The sequence below is a fragment of the Oceanobacillus luteolus genome (genome assembly GCF_023715655.1).
Classification (GTDB): Bacteria; Bacillota; Bacilli; order Bacillales; family Amphibacillaceae; genus Oceanobacillus; species Oceanobacillus luteolus.
In genome coordinates this window covers 34,136-57,374 of the sequence record NZ_JAMBON010000017.1, presented here as the reverse complement: position 1 = coordinate 57,374, position 23,239 = coordinate 34,136, and the positions used below count along the sequence as shown (strand labels likewise).

Here is a 23,239-nt window from a genome sequence, read left to right as displayed (position 1 = left end):
GACTCCCTTTTAAAATTAGCCTTGTTTTGCAGGCTTGATTTTGACAGCTGGCTGAGAAAGATTTTCTGCCCCTGTATCATTTGGTACAAATACCACAATGGAGACGAGGGCTAGAAGAGCAAAAATGACGTTTGTAATAATCCCAGCTGTTGCGGCCACATCTACACTAGCAAAAGCCGTTACTGCACCGTACACAGTGGCTGAAATAGCTACTCCAAATGCATTACCTAAAGAACTTGCCATTTTGTACACTCCTGATGCTTCCCCAACTTTATTTTCAGGTGCATATGATACTGCTGTATCAGTTGAAGGAGTTGCGTAAAAACCAAGTCCTAATCCAAAGAGGATGAATCCCACAAATACGACGATTGTATAAATTAAATCTGGCAGGAAGGTAAGTCCCATAACACCAACACCGATTAACGTAAGGGTCGTACCCCAAACCATTGGTTTTTTCGCTCCTGTACGTTGCATAATTTTCTCACCATCCCTGATTGGAATGAACTGAACCCACGTCCCACTTGCACATACGTATTTGCAACAATTAACGTACCAGCTACTGCATTCAATAAGAAGTTAGAAATGGTAGCCCCAGTATACGGTTTGATTGAGAACATTTTAAAGTCAATCAATGCATTTTCACGTTTACCTTCGTATTTGATGAATGCATAGATACCAACCACAGTAACTACCGCAAGTCCAATCGTTAATGGGTTTGTCCAACCTAATTCAGCACCTTGAGTAATGAATACGTTTAGAGCTAACATTGTTATAATGAATATCCCTAGTCCACCAAAGTCAAACTTGAATTTACCTTGAGATACTGCTTTACTTTCAGGAACTTCTTTAATCAACCACATAGCCAATAAAGAGAAGATGATGGAGAAGATAAAGATCCATTTCCATCCCATAGATGTTGCAACTACACCACCGAAGAAGGAACAGAGACCAGAACCACCCCAAGAACCTATGGACCAATAACTAAGTGCACGTTGGCGTTCAGGACCTTCGAAGTATTCCTTCACTAAAGCAATTGTCGCTGGCATAATCGCAGCTGCAGATAAACCTTGAAGGATACGGCCTATAACCAAAAGGAATGCTCCGTTCGCTAATACAAGACACAGTGAACCAATAACACTTAGAATTAGACCGACATAGGTAACTTTCTTACGTCCCAACCTGTCAGCTAAACCACCTGCAACTACAATGAACATACCTGAGAATAAGGCTGAAAGGCTGATCGCTACGTTTAACGTACCTAACGAAACACCTAAATCAGATTGAACCGCCGGAACTATATTTACCATTGATTGAGCAAATAACCAGAATGAAATTACACCAAAGACGATACCTGTAATCAATTTATTCGTACCTTTGTACGTTGTTTCCATCAAAAACGCCTCCTTTTGATTTGGTGGGCTTGTGTTTTTTATTATTGCCCGATGAGTGAATAAAACAATTGGTTAATAATACTGTTAATAGAGCTTCTCCCGTGGAATGAATATCCACTTTGTTAGGAATAATATTTAATATTTCTGAGCTCAACTTTATTATAAGAGACCACCGTTCATCCAATAAGTCTTTATTCATCCTGGATCAATTGATATTATGTGCATTTTTTCACATAAACTTAAACAAGTAAAAAAATGACCGTCTTAAATTGACTCAATTAAAAAACCGACTCGATTTTGACAAATTACCTAATCGAGTCGATTTTTATTTATAAGATGTACGTATCAATTTCTTGTACTAAGTTGACTAGTTGCGGCTTACTCACTTGAGCACTTGCACCAACTTTTTCACCTTTATGGTAAAGGTCATCTGTGATAAGAGAAGAAAAGATGATAACTGGTATTCCGCTCAAACGATGATGATGTTTAATTCGATGAGTCAAATGATGACCATCCATTTGAGGCATTTCGATATCCGTGAGAATGAGTTGGACAGATTCCTCGGGATGCACGGACAAATCCTCAGCCAACTTCTCCAAATAATCCCAAGCTTCTTTCCCATTATGGAAGAACGTAACGTTACTATAGCCTGATTTCTTTAGCGTATCCTTTAATAACTCCCGCAAAACTGCAGAGTCTTCCGCAATTACAATTTTCTTATCCGAACGCTTTCGTTCACCTAACGTTTGGATGCTATCTACGTTTCCTGCAAGCTCCGGATTAATTTCGGAGATAATCTTCTCTATATCTAAAAATACCGCAAGGGTTTCATCCGTTAATTTGATTATTCCTGTAGCATATGGTTGATTACCTGTTGCCAGGTCACTTGGTTTTTCAATTTGTTCCCAAGAAATTCGATTGATCCGATTCACTTTATGAACCCGGAATGCAATCTTAACTTGGTTCATTTCTGCAATGATAAACCGATCAGAATCTGGATTTACAGACGGTTGCTTACTTACAATTTCCGCCAAGTTAATGACTGGAATAATTTCTCCTCTTAGATGAATAACACCTTCAACAAAATTAGGAGCCATGGGTATACTTGTTATCGCTACCGGGGTGATAATTTCTCTCGTTTTGAGTACATTAATAGCATAATATTCATTTCCAAGCTCAAAGAGGATAATTTCTAATTCATTTGTTCCGCTCTCTAATAAAATTCCGTTATTATGATTTTCCATTCCCATTCTCCTACAAACACTATTATTGTTCCTTCCCCAGTTTACATTTCTCCGTTCTTTTTTTCAATTACTTCTGTAGCATGTCATAAATAATTCGGTTATATATTTTTTTCAAACCTCCTGGAATTGGATGGAGTCCATAATGACATTTGTAGGTTTATCCCAAGGAATACGATTCTTACTTGTCGAGATTTCTGACTTCAAGTGGAATCAACGATTGGTTTAACGATTCACGATACATCTCGTAACGTTCTGGAAGCTTTAGTTCCTGCCCCATCGTTTCATAGGATTCATCGTGTGCAAATCCTGGTGGATCAGTCGCAATTTCAAATAGAGTCTCCCCATGCTCTCTAAAATATATTGCATTGAAATAGTTTCTGTCCTGAACAGGAGTCACAAGGAAGCCATTTGTACCAACATGTTGTTTCCAATCAAGCTGGTCATCATCATCTTTTGCTCTCCACGCGATATGATGCACCGTTCCTACACCCATTTGCCCCCGTTCAACTGAAGTCTTTTTCACATCAATAATATTTCCAATTTCACCATTGGATTTAAAACGTAATAAATCATTCTCTTCACCTATAAACTCCAAGCCCATAACTTTCTCTAGCGTATCCCTTGTGCTCTGTGGATTTGTCGATAATAATATTGCTCCTCCAAACCCTTTTATCGCCACTTCTGGCGTGACATCTCCATGCGTCCAATTGTTCCGATCTCCTTCTTCTCTTTCCACCAATTCCAAATGTAAGCCATGGACGTCTTCAAATTCCAAGTACACTTCGCCAAATCTTTCTGTTTTTCTAAATTGGATGTTGAATTTTTCTAGCCGTTTTTCCCAGAATGGCAGAGCCCCAACAGGAACAACATAGGTTGTCACGCCGACTTGACCGCCACCAATTTTCCCTTGATATGCATTCACCCACGGAAAAAATGTAATGATTGTACCAGGATTTCCTCCATCGTCTCCAAAATAAAGATGATATGTCCCCGGATCGTCAAAGTTTACTGTCTTCTTGACTAATCGTAAACCTAAAATCCCGGCATAAAAATCAGTATTTTCCTGTGGATGACCAACAATAGCTGTAATATGATGAATTCCTTCAGTTTTTTTCATATAGTAATGACTCCTTATGATTTCAATTATTCTTAATTACATATTTATTAATTAAGTTTATTTTATCTAACTACATTCCAAATGTCAACTAGCTCCTTTAGGAGGAATGTAATATAAAAACAGCATCCCACTACAGCCAATGAATAAAAGATTCCTCGACAAAATTCAGAACTTGTCAAAGAATCTTTACATCACATCATTGTTCATTTACTTATATTGCACAGCCTGATAGTCCTCGTTTTTTTCAAATTGTTTTTTAGCATAAGGACAAGTCGGTGAAATTTTAAGATCTTCACTTTTCGCTTTATCCACTACTTGACGGACGAGCTGACCAGCCAAACCTTGACCACGATGGTTTTCTTCTACTCCTGTATGGTCAAGAACCAATACATTGTCACCCTGTCTTGTAAATGTCACTTCCCCTGCTTGGTTTCCTTGTTCATCCATTGCAACAAAACGACCTGCTTCTTCTTTAAATTCGTAGCTCATCTATTTTCCTCCTTATTTTTCAATGGATATCTCACCAATACCCACGTCAAGCTTTTTTATTACACTTTTGTTATTAGATTTCCACCTCGAATGGTGATTAAAACATAAGCATCCTCTGATCTAAGTAATTAAAATAGGTTTATCTCATTGTTCTGGTGATAATATAACCAAAAAATCCATTTAAATACTTGATGAATATAAGGAAATAAAAAAGAGGCCCCCATTCCACTATGGAAACGGGTAAGCCTCTCAGGTAAAGTCTTAGGAAGATGGCCTTTCAACAAGCCGGGCGTTTTCCTGTTTGGAATCCTTCCGTTCAGACATTCTTAAATAAATATTATTACCAACTAAGGATACGATAATAAAGATCGTACCGAGGTAATCAAAGATAGTGATTGAACTGCCTTGGATAATGGAAATCGTTAAAGTTGTAATCGGAACAAAGTTAATGAATAACAAGGCGTTCAGTGGGGATAAAATGTTAACTCCTACATTCCAGCCTAGGAGTGCAATTACCCCTGGGAATATAATCATAAATAATGAATGCGGTGCTGTAACAATAACGGTTTCAATGGAAGGAACAGATATAAATCCTATAATCGTTAAGGCTGCAACAATAATTACTGCAGTCAATGTACCAAGTAAACAAGTTAATGTGGAATAACGTAGGGCTGACCAGCCTGCAAACTGTGGTCCTCCCATTGTATAAACAACCCAACCGATTACCGCGATTAGAATCAATAATGAAGGAATCATATCCGTTGTTGCTCCGAGAAAGGACTGGATATTTCCTTTTGTGATCACCAATATAGCACCTACGAAGGCTATAATGACAAAAATCAACGTTATAGGCTGAGGAAATCGTTTATATAAGATAGATGCAATGACGATGGAAATCATCGGCATCAGCGCTTCCATAACGGAAGCTACCATTATCCCAGGCTCACCTAATAAATCTTCTCCCCAAAAGATCAATAGATTGTAAACGGTAAACGCCATCGTACCGTAGAACCAGAGCTGCTTACCTTTGCCTTCGAAACGAAAAGCCTGCTTTCCTTCTTTCCAAAATAAAATCGCTACTAAAATAACCGTTACCGATACGTAGCGAATGATGGTGAAATAAAATGGATCAATATGCTTAAATGCTGAATGAGCTACTGGGAACATTGCTCCCCAAGAAGCTGCAGCAATGAAGCAAAGAATTGCCCCAAACCACACACTATTCTTCATTTCTGTTTTTTCTCCCCTTTTGTATTTATACCATCATTATCAAGCCCTTTAGATATCTTGTAAAATGAATCAATTTGATGACAATCATCATTATTATTGATATCATAAACAAGAGTGAGTAAGGGGGGACAGCATATGGAGTTTAAAGACTTGGAGATCTTTCAGATGGTGGCTGAGAAAGGGACAATTACCGATGCTGCAAAAGCATTGAATTATGTACAATCCAATATCACTTCCAGGATTCAGAAGTTGGAAAGAGAAATGAATACTCCGTTATTCAATCGTCACCGCCGAGGTATGACATTGACACCTGAGGGGAAGAAGTTAATGACATATAGTGAGAAAATCATGTCACTCACAGATGAAATGAAGAAAGTTGTCCAGAGTAAAGAAGAACCATCCGGCAAACTTGAAATCGGAACAATTGAAACGGTTTTTCAACTCCCAAATATATTAGCCTCATTTGATAAAAAGTACAAAAATGTAGAGCTCTCTTTATTTTCAGGAGTAACCGAACAGCTGGAGAAAAAAGTAATGGATCATCAATTAGACGGTGCCTTTGTTACCGATGGGCCATTTTCTTCTGAAATAATTACAGAGGAAGTATTTGAGGAGGAACTTGTCCTCATTTCCAGTAGTCAAGTGAATGCTTTTGAAGCAACAGAGAAAGAGCCGGTCCTTTGTTTCACTAAAGGATGTGGATATAGGGCACGCCTGGAAAATTGGTATGCAGACCAAGGAATCCGACCTACTAAAGTAATGGAATTCGGAACACTAGAAACGATTTTACGAAGTGTAGTCGTAGGTCTCGGTATCGCCTTTGTACCAAAATCATCTGTCATACATTTAGAAGATAGCGGACTCATCCGGACCTATTCTTTACCTGATCAATACAGTAAAGTGAAGACAATGTTCATTCGTAGAGAAGATACTTATCTTACGACAACCCTCCAAAAATTTATTGAAACGATTAAAACAAACCAAAACGTAGAAATCCATTCGCTGAAATATTAAAGGCCAATCAGAACAATCTGATTGGCTTTTTTAACGAAGTCCATCATCCATATGGGCAAAACCGATTTCTGTGTCTACTTCACCTTTGATTGAGTCTATGTTAGCGTCCTCTCCTTCTACCCAGCCTTTAAAATCAAATTTCACCGGTTCACCACTTTCACCGAGTGCAATCCATGCCTGTTTTTCTTTCGGCAAATAAGCTGATGTATGGATTGTTCCCGCCCAACTTTTATACTCCTTAGCGAAAACATTTTGATGAGGATCATTCATAAAACGAAAAGCATCTTCTACATATTTTGTCGTTCTATTTTCGATTATTGTCTTCAAACGATTTTGAGAATCAACTAAGTAACGACGGTTTTCTTCATGTAATGTCTCAAAGTGATTCGTACAAGCATTACCTTTTCGAACCGCAACTTTCCTTGGACTCGTTTCAATGATATAAGTCTCTTCATTCGGGTCTAGGACGACATAGCTGAAACTATGGCGATGGGGAATTTCCTTTAAAAACTGAACCGCTTCTTCCACACTGGCGCAAGTTTCCAAGAGCATCCGGCCAATCATCCAACAAACAAATCCATTTCCTGGTTTTTTACGATTGATTGCATTATACCCCATCACAAGCCCCTGTTCATTCATTCCATCCATACGTCCAGTAACTCGCTGCGCTGGTCCAATCGTCGCATAGCCCGTATCCGTCGGCTGATAGATATGGTATCTTCCTTCATAAGTTTTTGGATGAAAATCATAATTTCTCACCATGAAGTCTGTCCCAGTCACAATGGAACAGCCACTCCGCTCAATAGGAATCCGATATCCAGAAAAGTCTCGTAAAATGATTTGCATTGGAGCTTTTAATGCATCTTGTAACCCTTCAATTTCTTCCCATATTCCTGGTGCATACATTTTAATCATCTTCTTTGTTTCCTGTTGATCCACTGTAAACCGCGGCTGTCGAATCTTCCAGATTCTTTCCCTATTCTTCATAACAAGAGAATCTTTTATTTGGTTCCCCAGCATAATCCCATATTCATAATGAGTACCACGAAACTGAACGACATCGCTGTAAAGTTGCTTCATATGACACTCCATCCTATTTGATTTGTTAGCCACTATTGTAACTGAAAATTAACAAAAGAGAAAATTCCTAGTTTGTGCATTCTTAAGCTGAAGTACGACATACCCTTGCATCTCATTCATGCTTTACGCCTCAGTATAAAACTCCCGAAGAAAGTAACCAAGCAGGCCAATAGCATCGTTTTGGAAAATTTGGCAGGAAAAATAAGAAATGACACGAATCTTACACTATAAGTCTATTTTTTGTCGGAAGGAGTTGTTTATGTAGATTGCTTTTATAAGAGTACATCCAGTTCACAAGCATTTCTAAAGAGTTAATTACGAGGAGGAGAACAATGGGGAGATTTTTTTACCGCACTTTAATCATTTCATTAATTGTTCTAATGACAATGGCAGGTTTTCCACAGCTACATTCAGCGAAAAATTACGATACAGATTATGATAATTACGAACGAGTCGCTGTAGCAAATGGAGGAATGGTCTCCACTTCACATCCCTTAGCCTCTGCTATTGGTGCAGAAGTATTGAGAACGAATGGAAATGCAGTAGATGCTGCGATTGCTATCCAATTTGCATTAAATGTTACAGAGCCTATGATGTCTGGGATTGGTGGCGGAGGATTTATGATGGTTTATGACGGGGAAACGGAAGAAACTACCATCATTAACAGTCGTGAAAGAGCTCCAGCTGGCGCTACACCAGATATGTTTTTAGATGAAAATGGCGATCCAATTCCTTTCGATGAACGGGTTCAGCACGGAAACGCAGTAGGTGTACCCGGAACATTGAAAGGACTGGAAGAAGCTCATAACCGCTGGGGCTCTCGGCCATTCCAACAATTGATTGCACCAGCCATTAAGCTTGCCAAAAAAGGATTTCCGGTGAATAGAGTCCTTGCGAAGGATATTAAAGATAATCAAGATAAACTTCTTAGGAGTGCAGCCGCAGAGGTGTTTTTACCGAATGGGGAACCTCTCCAAGAGGGTGAGCTTCTCATCCAAGAAGACCTGGCGAATACACTACAATTAATCCGTTCTCGCGGTGTAGATGCATTCTATCACGGGGAAATTGCTGATGCATTGTCCGAAACAGTGCGCGAATTCGGCGGTTCTATGACTTCAGACGACCTAGCAGTCTATGACATTACAATAGATGAACCAATTTGGGGCGAGTTCCAAGGTTATGAGATTGCGAGCATGCCGCCACCAAGCTCGGGAGGAGTCTTTCTGCTTCAAATGCTTGGAATTCTAGATGGATTTGATTTATCACAATATGATATGAAATCCTGGGAAAAATACCATTTGCTTGCTGAAGCAATGCATCTATCCTACGCAGACCGTGCCGCTTATGCAGGCGACCCTGAATTTGTAGAAGTCCCAGTGGACGGCCTGCTTCACCCAGAATACATCAGTGAACGTCGATCTCTAATCGATTTAAACAAAGTGAATCAAAATCCAACTGCAGGTGATCCATGGAAATATGAACAAACAACACCAAATTATGAGCAAGTTGAACAACCAGCAAATGATAAAATAGGTGAAACAACCCATTTCACCGTCGCTGACCGTTATGGCAATGTCGTCTCTTACACCTCTACCATTGAACAAGTATTTGGTTCAGGGATTATGGTACCTGGATACGGCATCTTACTGAACAACGAACTAACTGACTTTGATGCGATACCTGGTGGAGCTAATGAAGTCCAACCGAATAAGCGCCCACTAAGCAGTATGACCCCAACTATCGTGTTCGAGAATGGAGAACCAATGTTGACAGTGGGATCTCCAGGCGGTCCTACAATCATTACTTCAGTTCTGCAAACCATTATCAACACACTGGAGTACGGTCAGGAACTTGAGGATGCTATAGAAGAACCTAGAATCTATACTAATAATTTAAATTCATACCGTTATGAAGAAGGTATCCCGGAAGATGTGTTGCAGGAACTTCGTAGAATGGGGCATCGTTTTGGAACCAGTTCAACAACAATTGGAAATGTACAAAGCATCCAAATTGATCATCATAATGGATTATTCAAAGGTGTTGCCGATTTTAGAAGAGAAGGTGCAGCAATCGGCGTGGACCTGAAAGGGAAAAGAAAATAATCAGAAAAGGAGTGCGGACTAGATATATCCGTACTCCTTTCTTATTTCTAACGAAGAGAAGCTTCTACCAACCACGCTCCTGCATTCTTTCCTCTAAACTTAATTTTGAAATGTCGATTCCTTTCATTGCACTACCCAATTCTTTGGATAGTTGTCCAATCAACTCATAATCTTGATAATTTGCCGTCGCCTTAACTATTGCTTTAGCGAACTTCTCCGGATTTTCAGATTTAAAAATGCCGGAACCAACAAATACTCCATCCGCACCTAGTTCCATCATTAATGCAGCATCTGCAGGAGTTGCTACCCCGCCTGCAGCATAGTTCGATACCGGTAGTCTTCCTTCAGATTTAATTTGCTTCAGCAATTCATATGGAGCACCAAGTTTTTTTGCTTCCGTCATCAACTCATCATCACTCATTATCGTCACTTTACGGACTTCTGCTTGAACTTTACGCATATGACGGACCGCTTCAACGATATTCCCTGTTCCAGGTTCACCCTTCGTGCGAATCATCAGCGCACCTTCCGCAATGCGTCTTGCTGCTTCTCCTAAATCTCTTGCACCACAAACAAACGGGACATCATAATCACTTTTTAATAAATGGAACTCTTCATCTGCAGGAGTCAGTACTTCGCTTTCATCAATGAAATCGACGCCCATGCTCTCCAATACTCGAGCTTCAGAAATATGGCCAATCCGAACTTTTGCCATGACAGGAATACTAACTGCTTGCATCACTTCTTCAACAATACGTGGGTCAGCCATCCGAGCTACTCCACCAGCCGCGCGAATATCTGAAGGTACCCGTTCTAGAGCCATTACAGCAATCGCACCGCTTTCTTCTGCAACTTTAGCTTGTTCAGCATTGACCACATCCATGATCACACCGCCAGATTTAATTTTCTCCAATGTTTCTGCGTGCTTTGTAATAGTTTGAATTGTCAAATAGAACACTCCTTTGATTTTTTCGAATTTTAATTAATTGTAAAGAATTTGTGGTACTATTAAAAGTATCAGTTTCACAAGAATTAACAGGGTCAGTTTGGAGGAGAGAAATATGAACATGCTCACTTGCCATTTAGAACGTGGAAACGGAATACCACTTTATGAGCAACTGTATGAATACATTAAAAAAGAAATTATGGAAGGAAAAATTTCTCATCATACAAAATTACCATCTAAACGGAAACTTTCGGATTTCCTTAACATCAGCCAAAATACAGTGGAACAAGCTTACGACCAATTAGTAGCAGAAGGATTTATCGAATCCAGACCAAGAAGAGGATATTTTGTTCTAGCTTATGAAGATTTGGAATATGTACAGCTTGAAAAGACAACTCAATCAAAACCTGAGGTGAATGAACATATCCGCTACGATTTCCACCCAAGCCGAATCGATACAGAACATTTTCCTTTTACGAAATGGAGAAAGTATGCAAAGAGAACCATTGATAATGAAAATCAACATTTGCTCCTTATGGGGGATCCACAAGGAGAACTTATATTGCGTGAAGAAATCGCCACTTACCTTTATCAAGCGAGGGGGGTGCAATGCTCACCAGACGATATCATTCTAGGGGCAGGTATTGAAACACTTCTGCAACAATTCATCTTGCTGATGGGCAGTGAAACAACATATGGAGTGGAAAATCCGGGTTACTATGTCATGTCGCGGATGTTAAAGCATTACCCTAATAAAGCTTATCCTTTAGAAGTTGATGACAGAGGAGTAAAAGTGGATGAGTTGGCTCATACGCCGATTGATATTATGTACGTCACTCCTTCACGTCAATTTCCGTTCGGCTCTGTACTCTCAGCCAACCGACGTATCAAATTACTGAACTGGGCTGCAGATAAGGATAATCGTTATATCATTGAAGATGATTATGACAGTGAATTTCGCTATACAGGTAAATCGATTCCTTCATTGCAGAGCATGGATCAAAATGAAAAAGTCGTCTATTTAGGAACCTTTTCCAAATCATTAATTCCATCAATCCGAATCAGCTATATGGTACTGCCAAAACAGTTAACAACACTTTACAAGGAAAAATTATCTTATTTCCAATGCTCAGTTTCTCGGATAGATCAACATATTTTGGCACAATTCATGCAGGAAGGTGATTTTGAAAGGCATCTGAACCGCATGCGTAATGTGTATCGGCGCAAAATGGAAATTACGTTGGAGACATTAAAAGATTATAATAATGTAGTTGAAGTAACTGGTGATTTCTCAGGATTTCATGTGGTACTTAGGGTTAGAAATGGCCTATCGGAAGAAGAATTGGTCAGCAAAGCAGCAAAAGCTCAACTTAAAATTTACCCTCTCTCCTCCTATGTGATGGAAAAACAAACCGGAGACTATCCAATCATTCTTTTGGGCTTTGCAGGTATCAGGGAGGAAGAGTTACAAGAGGCAATACATCTATTAATGAAATGCTGGGCTGAATGAGTAATTGACAGTTTTGATGATACTGCTGGGTACTCCCTCAAATTTATAGAACACCTTTCGCTTACAATGAATATTATAAAATGGATTAAGATAATTAATAAGCCTAGCTTATGACAAAACTTTGGGGGGGAAGCATATGAGTGAAGATCAACGAATAACCGCAGTCACCCCAGTAAGCACTTCAGAAACTGCAGCTATTCAAACTCCTAGAGATACCTTTCAACCTGTTGATACTACTGGGATAGTACTGGGAATATTAGGTGGAATCATCTCAACTTTTGGTGGTGCTTTATCTACCCTCGGGGCAATCATACAGTTAAATGCTGATTTAGAAGCTGAGATTCAATCCCAGCAAGAATATCAAGCAGATAAGGATAAAATGCAAAAAGAAATTGTGGAACTGGAAGATAGAGTAAAGCAATTAGAGAAATTAATAAAAGAATTAACATAGCCGGACATTCAGAGCAGTAAAGCTGAATGTTCGGCTTCTTAGATTAATATGACGACAATCAAAGGTTTGAATGACAAAAAACGATTCTAAAACAAGATTTCCATTTCCATTCAACTAATTTCAAATATATATTTATTTAGTATCTCTGCCGCTTCCGAAATTTGTCTTTTATTAATATCAGCATACATTGTTAATCGAATACAACTCTCATCCATTCTCTTAACAGCCAATCCTCGCCTGAATAAATCTTTTTCTATCTGATTTGATTTTATACCGCTTTGAGAGAAGTCGACTGTAATGATATTCGTTTGTACCTTATTAAGATCAATGGTTACCAAACTATTAAGCCTTAACTTTTCTGTAAGCATACGTGTCTTTCTATGATCTTCCATTAATCTTACTCTATAGTTTTGTAGTGCCTCAATACCTGCAGCCGCAATAATACCGGATTGTCTCATATTCCCACCGAGAAGTTTACGTACACTTCTGGCTTTATTGATAAAAGTGGACTTACCACAAACCAACGAACCTACTGGCGCCCCCAGTCCTTTCGATAAGCAAAAAGTAAGAGAATCAACTGGCATGCATAATTCTTTCAAAGAGTTATTTAATGCAACCGATGCATTAAATATTCTTGCACCATCCATAAACAATGGTATTGCCTTCTTTATTGCCAGTAAGCTTATCTCTTGTAAAGTATCCAGCGGAATACATGTACCACCATAGTAATTATGAGTATTTTCTAAGCAAATGACTTTAATGTCTTCAGAATCAATTATCTGTTCAATACTATTAAGGTCAGGTATACCATAATTATTTTCTTCGTAGAAAACAGGTATAAGCCCAAATAAACCTTTCATGAACGGAGCTTTTTCGCTACGAAAAATATGACTTTTACGACTTAATAGTACTTTATCTCCTCGTTTGCAGTAAGAAAGTAAACTGATATAATTTGCCATTGTGCCACTATTACAAAACAAAGCCGCTTCCTTACCAGTAAGATTACTGGCAAATGTCTCAAGTGCATAAACGGTTGGATCTTCTCCAACCCCGTTTGGATTTGTCCTGCCATCATCCCCAACCTCAGCTTTATACATTGCTTCTCGCATCGCTTCAGTAGGTTGAGTTAATGTATCACTTCTTAAATCAATCATAATACTCTTGAACAGTAGTTTTTGCTATTCTATTATCTAAGTCTTCGTAATCAAAATACCTTATCGTTTCATAAAGCTCTTTCCGTGTTTGCATATCATTCAGCATTTCTTTCTGGGTACCTTTAACCATAATCTCATTATACACTCGCTCATATGCTTTAGCTGCCACCCTTAAAGAAGTTACAGGGTAAATAACGACATTATAGCCGAATTCTTCAAAGTCCTGCGCTGAATAATACGGAGTTTTCCCAAATTCAGTCATATTTGCAAGTAGCGGAGCACCAATTTTCTCCTTGAAAAGCTTAAAATCATCTTCTGTTGTCAAGGCTTCTGTAAAAATCACATCTGCTCCGGCATCGAAATATGCCTGCGCACGTTGAACTGCAGATTCTACACCTTCTACACTTACCGCATCCGTCCTTGCCACGACGACTAATGTAGGTGTAATTTCTTTAATCGCTTTAATTTTTTGTACTAATTCTTCGATGGGCACTAATTGTTTCCCATCCAAGTGACCACATTTTTTTGGTAACTGCTGGTCCTCTATTTGGACAGCAGCCACTCTCTTTTCATACATTTCCAATGCTGTACGAATCGTGTTCAATACCCCTCCAAAACCTGTATCAATATCAACTAACACCGGAAGATTTGAAGCCCGAATGAGTTCCTCCGCCCTTTCCGCTAACTCATTAGAATTCATTACAGCTAGGTCAGGAAGCCCCTTGCTTGCCGTAAACGCAGCTCCTGATAGATATAAAGATTGGAAACCAGCTTCTTTTGCTATTAGAGCGGCCATTCCATCATGGGCTCCTGGTATCTTAAAAATTTCATCTTCAAGTACCAATTCCATGAATTGATCGGCAAGTTCTTCTTGAGTCGAATGCTTCTCGATAAACCAGGTCATCAGATCATCTCCTTATATAACCATCTTTTGCATAAACTCATGTACAGGTATGGTTTTCAAGGTTTCAAGATTGGTAGAAACCTCATAAATTTCTTTAACTTGTTTTTCTGGATAACGAGTTTCTAAGTTTGCAACAAACTTTTCTTCCAACTTTGGAATCGCCTCTTCTCTTCTGAAGCGATGTCCGAGCGGATATTGTCTCTCTACTTTTTCAGTTTTTGAACCATCTCGGAAAAATACTTGAACAGCATTTGCTATCGAACGTTTCGCCGGGTCTAAGTAATCCTCTGAATATTGTTTATCCTCAACAACCACCATTTTTTCTCTAAGCTGATCAATTAACGGGTTTGTAGCTACTTCGTCTTCATAGTGGTCAGCAACGATATCACCAAAGATTAAGCCAATGGCAGTGATGTATTGTAAACAATGGTCTCTATCAGCAGGATTATGTAGAGGACCTTGCTTATCAATAATCCGAATAGCAGACTCGTGAGTTGTTATTTCAATCTTTTCTATTTCTTCTAATCGCTCTTTAATTTCTTCATGCAGAATAACAGCACATTCTGCTGCTGTTTGTCCGTGAAATTCGGCAGGATAAGATACTTTGAATAAAATATTTTCCATGACGTAAGAGCCAAATGGCTGTGCTAACGTTAACTTATTCCCGTTAAACAGCACATCTTCGAATCCGTAGGTCGGAGCGGATAATGCAGTGGAATAGCCCATCTCCCCCTTCACAGCCATTAGCGCTAGTCTTACACCTCTGCTCGTTGCATCACCTGCTGCCCAGGATTTTCTTGAGCCTGCATTAGGGAATTGCCGATATGTTCGAAGACTCGAATTATCAATCCATGCATTGGATACTGCGTTAATTACTTCTTGCTTCGTACCACCGAGCATGCCTGTTACAATAGCTGTAGTAGCAACCTTTACAAACAACACATGATCTAAACCGACTCGATTTAGACTATTTTCCAGCGCTAATACACCTTGTATTTCGTGTGCCTTCACCATTGCAATTAACACATCTTCCATAGTCAGTGGCTCTTTGCCTTCTGAGACATTTTTTCGACTGATATAATCAGCAACTGCCAAAATGCCTCCCAGATTATCAGAAGGATGTCCCCATTCTTTAGCTAACCAAGTATCATTAAAATCCAACCAACGGATAATCGTTCCTATATTGAATGCAGCCTGCACCGGATCCAACTCAATTTGAGTGCCGGGAACTCTACTTCCATTTGGTACATGTGTTCCCGGAACTATTGGACCTAAATGTTTTGTACAATCAGGATAGCGTAAAGCTAATAAACCACATCCTAAAGTATCAATTAATACGTTCTTTGCAGTCTCCATTGCTTCAGCACTTTCAATTTTCCCATCAACCACGTAATCTGCTATTTCTACTAATAGAGAGTCAGTCTTTTGCTTCATCTTTGTTCTCCTTTACCAAAAATATAATGCAGACAAAATAGAGATAATCATAAACACCAAACTAAAAACAAAACCAATGGTATATTGCTCTTTTTTAGTCAGTACCTGTGTTTCAAATGCAAGATAAGTTGTCGTTGTATGAATCGGAAGTACCATCATACTCCCAACTATTAAGATGACTAAGAAAGCTAGTTGAAACTCTGGTATTCCCAGCAAATCAGAGTATGACATTACAATCGGAAAGATAACTACTAAAGCTGCGGAAGGCACGATAAATAAAAAGCGCAAAAGGAAGATAATCGCAGCTACAATGATTATTTTTAACGTCATCCCTGTGTCGACTGGCATAAAACTGATTAATAAATGGGCTATTGTATCGGCTGTTCCGTTTTTCATCAATACTCCACCTAAAGAAAAAGAAGCTCCTAGCATTAAGAAGTTTTCCCAATCATAGGCCTGGACCATTTTATTTGTAACAAGACCCATCTTCGGTATAGCATAAAATGCAATAAGGAGCATAGGTGGCAAAATGAGCGGAACTCTGTCTTCATCGGTAACAATCCAAACAAAAATCATTATTAAAAAACTTAATAATGTAACCCAAAACTTTGGAGGCAGTTTATCATTTTTCAGACCCAATATTTCTGTAGTTGCTACTCTTTTAAAATTACTCTTTGGATACAGTAACTTCAGGTAGTTAAAAATAATGAACACCATGATTATTGAACCTATCCATAATGGAGGTCCCATCATTAAAACCCATTCTATCCAACTAAGATTGGCAATCTGATAATCTTTCAACAATTGATGAGCAAGAATGGGAAAACCTCCACCAGTAAATATTACAATTGTGGCATTCTGGTTCACCATACCGATTAAATAAACACTGTATTTATTAAAAACACTTTGCCTGTCGTACCCATAATAATTATTTAAACTGTATATAAGAGGCAGCATCATTTTAAATCTCGCAACCGCTGAAGGAAGTACAATCGGCATAAATAAAACAATGACCGGTAAACTAATTACTAGATGGAGAGGACCACCTTTGCTGAATTTAACTAGCAATCTAGCAAAAACCCGGTCAACATCAATTTTTACGAGAGCATTACTTATAAGTGATAGAACTAAAATAAAGTATAAAGCAGGCGTCAAGAAGCCTATTAAGGCTTCTTCTACTGTATCTACTAAGTTCAATAATATTAATAATGAAATAATAAGCAGACTACTTGCTGCTGTAGGAATCGGGCTTGCGACCCATAAAAAGATTGCAAATAATAAAACCAAGATTGTCCATTGTTGTTCTCTCGTAAAATAATCAGGGACCGGTATTAAAGAAATTAAACCTACTATAATTAGTATAGTTATGAACGTTAAGGTTAAGTTTCGGTTCAGTAATATGGTCCGCATTACTTTATTCAACTTTAATTACCTTTCTTTTTCCTTACTACCCCGATCAGCGGAAATACAAATGATAGCAGCGAAATAATTAATAGCGCACATGAGATTGGGTTAGTAATAAAAATCATTAAATCTCCGTTCGAGATTGTTAATGATTGTCTAAACGACTGTTCCATCATGCCACCAAGAATGAATGCTAAAATAAATGGAGGTGCCGGGAAAGAAAACAGTCTCATAATAAATCCAATTGCTCCAAATAAGAGAAGCATATATAAATCAAATGTGTTAAAACTTACTGCATAAACACCAATCATACTAAATACGATGACCAGCGAAATAAGCATTGGACGAGGAATTTTTAAAACCTTTGCAAAATACGGGATCAACGGCAAGTTTAGTATGAGTAGAAAAATATTACCGATATACATACTCGCAATTACTCCCCAAAATATTTCCGGACGCTCCGTCATTAACATTGGTCCCGGCTGTACACCCATTACAAGAAATGCTCCAAGCATTACTGCAGTTGTCCCGGATCCCGGAATACCTAAACTTAACAAAGGAACAAAAGCCCCGCTCGTCGCTGCATTATTTGCAGTCTCCGGAGCAGTCAGACCCTTAACAGAACCCTTTCCGAATTCTTCAGGCTTCTTCGCAATTCTTTTCTCAGAAATGTACGCAATAAATGAAGCGATTGTCGCTCCAGCACCAGGCAAAACACCTATAAGAAAGCCTAGAAGAGATTGTCTTGACATGGGGCCTGACATTTCCTTGAAGTCTTTTTTAGAAAGTCTTAAACTTCCTATATTGTGGAATTTTTTTAGTGATGTATCCTTACGATTTAAAACTAATGTACAGACCTCTGCTATAGCAAAGAGCCCTAACGCAATAACTAAGAAATCTATACCATCAAGCAGATTAATGCTTCCAAATGTAAACCTTTGCGTTCCGGTTTGGGCATCAATTCCAATCGTTACAACCATAAAGCCAGCGACCGCAGATATTAATGCTTTAGTTGTAGATCCTTCAGATAAGCTGGCGATGGCCGTTAAACCTAAAACCATTAGGGCAAAATATGCAGGCGGACCAAAAGATATGGCGACACTGGAAAGTGCTGGAGCTAATAACATCAATAAAATGACACTGACTGTTCCACCGACGAAGGAGGCTATAGCTGCAATTGCAAGAGCCTTACCTGCTTTTCCTTGCTGCGCCATTGGATAACCATCAAAAGCAGTAGCAACGGTGCCAGAAACACCAGGTGCATTTAAGAGAATAGATGAGGTAGAACCCCCAAAAATAGCTCCATAATATACTCCAGCTATCATTATCAATGCAATACTTGGTTCCATTCCAAATGTCATTGGAATCATGACAGCAATTGCACTTATAGGCCCTAAACCTGGTAACATGCCGATAATAGTACCTACAAATACTCCTATTAATACGAAGAAAATTGCCTCTACACTAAGTGCAGTCTGAAACCCTGTAATAATACCCTCTAATGAACCCATATATTTCCCTCCTTAAAAAGGCAAGATGCCACTTGGTAAACTAATTCTCAGAAGCTGTGTAAACATCAAATATAAACTAACCGGAAGTATGATCGATACGAGTACATTAGCTAAATAATTTTTATATCCAAGAAATCTAGAGCAAAGAAATATAAATAAAGCAGTTACAAAAACAAACCCTAATATTTCCAAAAATATAATGTAAAGAATAATTAGACCGCCTACTCCCAATAACATACCTACTTCTTTTTTTGGTATATTGCGTCTTGCTTTCTGCTCCTCAGATTCTTCATCCTTTATGAAAAACAAGAAAACGGAGAGTATCAATAATAAATAACCTAGAACTTTAGGTATAACATCCGCATCAACTACCGTATAGGGAAATGAAGGAATCTGATATGCGTATATGAGATACAATAGTGCAATAGCAAACAATACAAGACTGACTTTTTGATTAAGCGTTTTTAACATATACTCACTCCCTTGATATGTAGAAAATGAAGTCGACGACTTAGGTCATCGACTTCATACTAAGGTTTAATTACCCAGTCCTAACTCATCCATCAATGCGCCAAGACTTTCCTTTTGCTCATCCAGGAATTGACTATATTCCTCACTATTCATATACAATTCATCCCAGCCAAATTGACTTCGGATTTCTGCAAAAGCATCTGAGTCACTTAATTCTTTGAATTTGGCTTCATAATACGCTAAAGCATCTGGAGACATGTTTGGTGGACCAAAGAAGCCTCTCCAATTCACAAATGTTTCGTCAATACCTTGTTCTTTCACAGTTGGGAAATCTTCTAAAACATCCCCTTCTAATCTTTCTTCAGAAGTAACTCCTAGTACTTTAATATTACCTGCTCTTACTTGTTCCACTGTTTCAGCTACTCCCGTTGAGTATACATCGACGCTTCCATTCAGCAATTGCGTCAATCCTCCACCGTCTTGGGCAGATACATAGCGGATTTTTGTAATATCAACACCTGCAGCTTTTGCAATTTGAACGAACTGCATGTGATCCATACTTCCTGGAGATGATGTACCAACTACCGTAATGCTTTCAGGATCTTCTTTCATATCCTCAAATAATTCATTGATACTATCCCATTCTGCGTCTTCTCGAACTGCGAATGCAGCATAATCAGCAATGATATTGGCTATAGGTGTGAATTCTTCATGTCCATATTCTGACTGACCATTTAATGGAATAAAGATTATTGGCGGTGAAGAGACAAAGAGCTTGTATGGGTTCTCCTCAAAACCTGCTACATGTGCCCAAGCTACTGCCCCACCTCCTCCTTCCATATTTACAACACCAATATTTCCATCAATAATTCCTTCTTCAGAGAATACTTGTGCAGCCATCCTTGCTGTTGTATCCCATCCTCCACCAGCTCCAGCCGGTGCAATAATTTCAATAGATTCTTCAGGTTTCCATTTTGCACCTTCACTTCCTGATGCTGAAGTTTCTTCTGCGGAAGTTTCAGTCGCATCATCCTCACCGTTACCTTCTTCATTTTCCCCGCAAGCACTAATCAGCATTGCGACTAGAATAAATAATAAAATTAAGTATTTCCTCACTCTTATCCCCCTCTTCCGAATATTAAATAATTGATAATTACTTCTATTCAAGATAATACAACAACAAGTTTATGTAAACGTTTCCAAAATAAAAACCTTTCTATTTATAAAAAACGTTTTGTTCATATTGTTCATGAAAATTGCAAAAAAAAATCAAGTGTACACTTGATTTTAAAAGTAGATTGATTATCAATAAGAGGTTTACTGACTTATAAAATAAATTCTCTCCGGTCTACCAATTGTCCCATATCGTAAATCAGCGACCACCTCTTCTTCTGAGATTAAAAATTCTAAATACCTTCTTGCTGTTGTGCGGGAAGCTCCTATTTTCTCTCCTAATTTATCTGCGGTAATTCCCTGTTCAGAATTGAATAGTATTTCCCTAACTTTTTCTAATGTCAAAGGATCAATACCTTTTGGAGTCGGTTTGACTCGATGCTCATTTTTTTCATCAACAGAGACACCGAAGAAGTCATCAAGGAAATTTTGTTCAATGGACTTTTTTTCTAATAAACTTTTTTTAAATTCTCTATACCTCGCAACCGTCTCTAGTAGTCTCTCCTTAATTACAGGCTTTATTATATAATCAAAGATTCCACTGCGAAGAAGCTTACCGACTATTTCTTTCTCTGAAGCTGCAGTAACAACAACAAAGTCCATTTCTTGCTCTGTCTTTCTTAATTCATCAATAATTTCTTCCCCCATAAGATCAGGTAAATATAAATCCAATAAAACAAGATCAACTTTATTTTTACCGGCTATTTCTATCGCCTCTTTTCCAGTCAATGCTTTGCCGACAACAGTAACGTAATCTAGTTCCTCGAGAAATCGTTTGTGGATTTCTGCTATGCGATAATCATCTTCAATAATTAGTATTTTAATCATAATATTTTACCCCCTTCCCATTACTCTTTTTTGGGATAAATACTGAGAAAGTTACACCATTTGTTGGATGATTTTCCACGATAATATCGCCAGCTAAATCATTCATTGTTTCCTGTACAATTGCCAATCCATAACCTCGACCTTCTTTATTTTTTGTTGAAAATCCTTTTTTAAAGATTTTCTCCATTACCACTTCCGGAATAGGTTCCCCATTATTTGAAACCTCAAAAATTAGATCATTACCTAAATCTGTAGCAGAGAAAATTACTTTTCCCTGTTTTGTACCTCGCACTGCTTCAATCGCATTATCAATTAAATTACCAATCACTGTTATTAATTGTGTAGGCTGTATATGTTTCGGCACATTATCTAAGTAGCAGTTTTCGTCCAATACCAGCTCAATTTTATTTTCAGATGCAAGGCCAATTTTCCCTAATAAAATAGCTTGGATTGTAGAATCTTTAATTTGCTCGAATAATATTTTATTTTGATTTTCAGTTACTTTTGATTCTGCTTGAATTAATTCTATAGCCTCTCTATAATTGCCCAATTGAAGTAAACCAGAAATAACGTATAATTTATTCGTGTATTCATGGGTTTGTGCCCGTAAGTCCTCTGAATACTTTCTAACCTCAGATAGAGTATTTACAAGTTCTTTCATTTCTGTCTTATCTCGAAAACTAATTACAAAACCAACATTCTGCTCATCTTTTTTTATAGGGGTATTATTAACTATTACAACCCTATTATTAACAACAATTTCCGAGTTTGTAATCTGCTTATTGCTATCAAAAATACTTTTGCGGTCTAGATCTGGAAATACTTCACCAATAGTTAAATCATTATCACTGTTTATCCCTGTTAGCTTCTTGGCGGAATTATTCATTAAGGTGATCCTACCGGCTTTATCCACTGCAATAATCCCTTCATTTATAGAAGACAAGATTGCATCTCTTACCCTAAACATATCAGATACTTCATACGGCTCAAATCCCATCGTATCTTTCCTAATATTCTTGGTTAGAAAAATACCGCCGATAATACCAACTAGCAGTACTCCTAAAGAAGCTATACTGATTTTTAGTAATCTATTATAAATAATCGATTTGATATCTTCCATCATAAAACCTACAGAAACAAGACCTATAATCTCTCCATCCACTCCAATAATGGGAGCTTTCCCCCGCAATGAGGGACCAAGACTCCCTGTGGCTTCCGATATATAAGATTCGCCGTTAATTAATGCCCGATCATTATCTCCTCCAACCATCTGCTTACCTATTTTACTAGGGTCAGAATGAGAATAACGTATGCTCTCCGAATTCCCCACAACTATAAATTCTGCACCTATTTGTCTTCTAATCTCTTCGGCTTTCGGCTGGATAATCACTTCCGGATTTTCGGTATAAAATGCGTTAATTACCGTGGGTAACCTTGCGACTATGTTTGCTGTTTCCAATGCTCTTTTTCCCATTTCATCTTTGGTGTCCATAAACTCAAAATAAGAAAAAATACTCCCTAACATTATAGTTGTAGATACAATTAGAACAATAATTAGCAGAAGAATTTTTGATTGTAACGAAAACCGACTTTGCATTTTATCCCTCACTGTAGTTGATAATGTATACCTTATTCTCACCTTATCACTTTCTAAATAAAAAGAATATAACTGAATTATAGAAAAATCAACAAACTTCCCGTTAAATCAACATTGACCATCACTCTAGGATAGTGATATAATTTTCCATAAATTCACAATCATATTACATTAAATAGAGAAAGAAAT

The 23,239-nt window shown here is 38.1% G+C and carries 19 protein-coding genes and 1 pseudogene; 4 read left to right on the top strand and 16 right to left on the bottom strand.

The features are described 5' to 3' along the window. Positions 1 to 15 precede the first annotated feature (15 nt). The 5 genes and pseudogenes from M3210_RS11460 to M3210_RS11440 form a co-directional block, all read right to left on the bottom strand. A pseudogene (locus M3210_RS11460) lies at positions 16 to 1,394 on the bottom strand (MFS transporter). 326 nt (positions 1,395 to 1,720) lie between these two features. Then, on the bottom strand, positions 1,721 to 2,635 hold the full coding sequence (locus tag M3210_RS11455; protein ID WP_285853730.1) for a chemotaxis protein: 915 nt from the start codon (positions 2,633 to 2,635) through the stop codon (positions 1,721 to 1,723). Between the two features lie 178 nt (positions 2,636 to 2,813). Continuing rightward, positions 2,814 to 3,752 (bottom strand): ring-cleaving dioxygenase, encoded by a 939-nt coding sequence (locus M3210_RS11450; protein WP_251514467.1) that lies wholly within the window; start codon positions 3,750 to 3,752, stop codon positions 2,814 to 2,816. A gap of 207 nt (positions 3,753 to 3,959) precedes the next feature. Further along, on the bottom strand, positions 3,960 to 4,241 hold the full coding sequence (locus tag M3210_RS11445) for a GNAT family N-acetyltransferase (protein WP_251514466.1): 282 nt from the start codon (positions 4,239 to 4,241) through the stop codon (positions 3,960 to 3,962). A 261-nt stretch (positions 4,242 to 4,502) separates the two neighbouring features. Beyond that, positions 4,503 to 5,471, bottom strand: a complete 969-nt coding sequence (locus M3210_RS11440; protein ID WP_251514465.1) for a DMT family transporter — start codon at positions 5,469 to 5,471, stop codon at positions 4,503 to 4,505. Between the two features lie 135 nt (positions 5,472 to 5,606). On the opposite strand from M3210_RS11440, the gene M3210_RS11435 reads away from it, so the two are divergent. Continuing rightward, positions 5,607 to 6,485, top strand: a complete 879-nt coding sequence (locus M3210_RS11435; protein ID WP_251514464.1) for a LysR family transcriptional regulator — start codon at positions 5,607 to 5,609, stop codon at positions 6,483 to 6,485. 30 nt (positions 6,486 to 6,515) lie between these two features. Here the strand turns inward: M3210_RS11435 and M3210_RS11430 are convergent, their stop codons facing one another. Beyond that, positions 6,516 to 7,565: a C45 family autoproteolytic acyltransferase/hydrolase gene (locus M3210_RS11430; protein WP_251514463.1), complete on the bottom strand. Its 1,050-nt coding sequence runs from the start codon at positions 7,563 to 7,565 to the stop codon at positions 6,516 to 6,518. Between the two features lie 386 nt (positions 7,566 to 7,951). Between M3210_RS11430 and ggt the strand changes: the two genes are divergently transcribed. Next, positions 7,952 to 9,667 (top strand): gamma-glutamyltransferase, encoded by a 1,716-nt coding sequence (gene ggt / locus M3210_RS11425; protein ID WP_432806984.1) that lies wholly within the window; start codon positions 7,952 to 7,954, stop codon positions 9,665 to 9,667. A gap of 64 nt (positions 9,668 to 9,731) precedes the next feature. Here the strand turns inward: ggt and pdxS are convergent, their stop codons facing one another. After that, positions 9,732 to 10,616 carry a pyridoxal 5'-phosphate synthase lyase subunit PdxS gene (pdxS, locus tag M3210_RS11420; protein WP_285853729.1) on the bottom strand — a complete coding sequence of 295 codons (885 nt, stop codon included), beginning with the start codon at positions 10,614 to 10,616 and terminating at the stop codon, positions 9,732 to 9,734. A gap of 112 nt (positions 10,617 to 10,728) precedes the next feature. Between pdxS and pdxR the strand changes: the two genes are divergently transcribed. Both pdxR and M3210_RS11410 read left to right on the top strand, forming a co-directional pair. Next, a complete protein-coding gene (pdxR, locus tag M3210_RS11415; protein WP_251514462.1) occupies positions 10,729 to 12,123 on the top strand; it encodes a MocR-like pyridoxine biosynthesis transcription factor PdxR in 1,395 nt (464 codons plus the stop codon). Positions 12,124 to 12,259: 136 nt separating this feature from the next. Beyond that, positions 12,260 to 12,574 (top strand): BREX-1 system adenine-specific DNA-methyltransferase PglX, encoded by a 315-nt coding sequence (locus M3210_RS11410; RefSeq protein WP_251514461.1) that lies wholly within the window; start codon positions 12,260 to 12,262, stop codon positions 12,572 to 12,574. A 110-nt stretch (positions 12,575 to 12,684) separates the two neighbouring features. On the opposite strand, the gene M3210_RS11405 is transcribed toward M3210_RS11410, so the two are convergent. The 9 genes from M3210_RS11405 to M3210_RS11365 all read right to left on the bottom strand — a co-directional run bounded on the left by M3210_RS11405 (position 12,685) and on the right by M3210_RS11365 (position 23,050). Continuing rightward, positions 12,685 to 13,728, bottom strand: a complete 1,044-nt coding sequence (locus M3210_RS11405) for a GntG family PLP-dependent aldolase (protein WP_251514460.1) — start codon at positions 13,726 to 13,728, stop codon at positions 12,685 to 12,687. Continuing rightward, a complete protein-coding gene (gene prpB, locus M3210_RS11400) occupies positions 13,721 to 14,632 on the bottom strand; it encodes a methylisocitrate lyase (protein WP_251514459.1) in 912 nt (303 codons plus the stop codon). The genes M3210_RS11405 and prpB overlap by 8 nt, the downstream gene beginning before the upstream one ends. A 12-nt stretch (positions 14,633 to 14,644) precedes the next feature. Continuing rightward, positions 14,645 to 16,066 (bottom strand): bifunctional 2-methylcitrate dehydratase/aconitate hydratase, encoded by a 1,422-nt coding sequence (locus tag M3210_RS11395; protein WP_251514458.1) that lies wholly within the window; start codon positions 16,064 to 16,066, stop codon positions 14,645 to 14,647. 12 nt (positions 16,067 to 16,078) lie between these two features. Further along, positions 16,079 to 17,488 (bottom strand): SLC13 family permease, encoded by a 1,410-nt coding sequence (locus M3210_RS11390; RefSeq protein WP_251514457.1) that lies wholly within the window; start codon positions 17,486 to 17,488, stop codon positions 16,079 to 16,081. Between the two features lie 2 nt (positions 17,489 to 17,490). Further along, entirely contained in the window at positions 17,491 to 18,981 is a 1,491-nt protein-coding gene (locus tag M3210_RS11385) for a tripartite tricarboxylate transporter permease (protein WP_251514456.1), read from the bottom strand. Positions 18,982 to 18,993: 12 nt separating this feature from the next. Further along, positions 18,994 to 19,452: a tripartite tricarboxylate transporter TctB family protein gene (locus tag M3210_RS11380; protein ID WP_251514455.1), complete on the bottom strand. Its 459-nt coding sequence runs from the start codon at positions 19,450 to 19,452 to the stop codon at positions 18,994 to 18,996. A 66-nt stretch (positions 19,453 to 19,518) separates the two neighbouring features. Then, entirely contained in the window at positions 19,519 to 20,568 is a 1,050-nt protein-coding gene (locus tag M3210_RS11375) for a tripartite tricarboxylate transporter substrate binding protein (protein ID WP_251514454.1), read from the bottom strand. Between the two features lie 201 nt (positions 20,569 to 20,769). After that, positions 20,770 to 21,453, bottom strand: coding sequence for a response regulator (locus M3210_RS11370; RefSeq protein ID WP_251514453.1), 684 nt, complete (start codon positions 21,451 to 21,453; stop codon positions 20,770 to 20,772). Further along, the gene (locus tag M3210_RS11365; RefSeq protein WP_251514452.1) at positions 21,446 to 23,050 is read right to left on the bottom strand and encodes an ATP-binding protein; all 1,605 of its coding nucleotides are present in this window, start codon (positions 23,048 to 23,050) and stop codon (positions 21,446 to 21,448) included. Before M3210_RS11365 ends, M3210_RS11370 begins: the two co-directional genes overlap by 8 nt. Between the last annotated feature and the right edge of the window lie 189 nt (positions 23,051 to 23,239).

What these genes read in the sequence shown, in the direction of transcription:
- ggt (WP_432806984.1), top strand. Translation starts at nt 7,952, where the DNA reads ATGGCAGGTTTTCCACAGCTACATTCAGCGAAAAATTACGATACAGAT.
- M3210_RS11455 (WP_285853730.1), bottom strand. Translation starts at nt 2,635, where the DNA reads ATGGAAAATCATAATAACGGAATTTTATTAGAGAGCGGAACAAATGAA.
- M3210_RS11395 (WP_251514458.1), bottom strand. Translation starts at nt 16,066, where the DNA reads ATGAAGCAAAAGACTGACTCTCTATTAGTAGAAATAGCAGATTACGTG.
- M3210_RS11445 (WP_251514466.1), bottom strand. Translation starts at nt 4,241, where the DNA reads ATGAGCTACGAATTTAAAGAAGAAGCAGGTCGTTTTGTTGCAATGGAT.
- M3210_RS11365 (WP_251514452.1), bottom strand. Translation starts at nt 23,050, where the DNA reads ATGCAAAGTCGGTTTTCGTTACAATCAAAAATTCTTCTGCTAATTATT.
- prpB (WP_251514459.1), bottom strand. Translation starts at nt 14,632, where the DNA reads ATGACCTGGTTTATCGAGAAGCATTCGACTCAAGAAGAACTTGCCGAT.
- M3210_RS11405 (WP_251514460.1), bottom strand. Translation starts at nt 13,728, where the DNA reads ATGATTGATTTAAGAAGTGATACATTAACTCAACCTACTGAAGCGATG.
- M3210_RS11385 (WP_251514456.1), bottom strand. Translation starts at nt 18,981, where the DNA reads ATGGGTTCATTAGAGGGTATTATTACAGGGTTTCAGACTGCACTTAGT.
- M3210_RS11410 (WP_251514461.1), top strand. Translation starts at nt 12,260, where the DNA reads ATGAGTGAAGATCAACGAATAACCGCAGTCACCCCAGTAAGCACTTCA.
- M3210_RS11370 (WP_251514453.1), bottom strand. Translation starts at nt 21,453, where the DNA reads ATGATTAAAATACTAATTATTGAAGATGATTATCGCATAGCAGAAATC.
- M3210_RS11450 (WP_251514467.1), bottom strand. Translation starts at nt 3,752, where the DNA reads ATGAAAAAAACTGAAGGAATTCATCATATTACAGCTATTGTTGGTCAT.
- pdxR (WP_251514462.1), top strand. Translation starts at nt 10,729, where the DNA reads ATGAACATGCTCACTTGCCATTTAGAACGTGGAAACGGAATACCACTT.
- M3210_RS11380 (WP_251514455.1), bottom strand. Translation starts at nt 19,452, where the DNA reads ATGTTAAAAACGCTTAATCAAAAAGTCAGTCTTGTATTGTTTGCTATT.
- M3210_RS11430 (WP_251514463.1), bottom strand. Translation starts at nt 7,565, where the DNA reads ATGAAGCAACTTTACAGCGATGTCGTTCAGTTTCGTGGTACTCATTAT.
- M3210_RS11440 (WP_251514465.1), bottom strand. Translation starts at nt 5,471, where the DNA reads ATGAAGAATAGTGTGTGGTTTGGGGCAATTCTTTGCTTCATTGCTGCA.
- M3210_RS11435 (WP_251514464.1), top strand. Translation starts at nt 5,607, where the DNA reads ATGGAGTTTAAAGACTTGGAGATCTTTCAGATGGTGGCTGAGAAAGGG.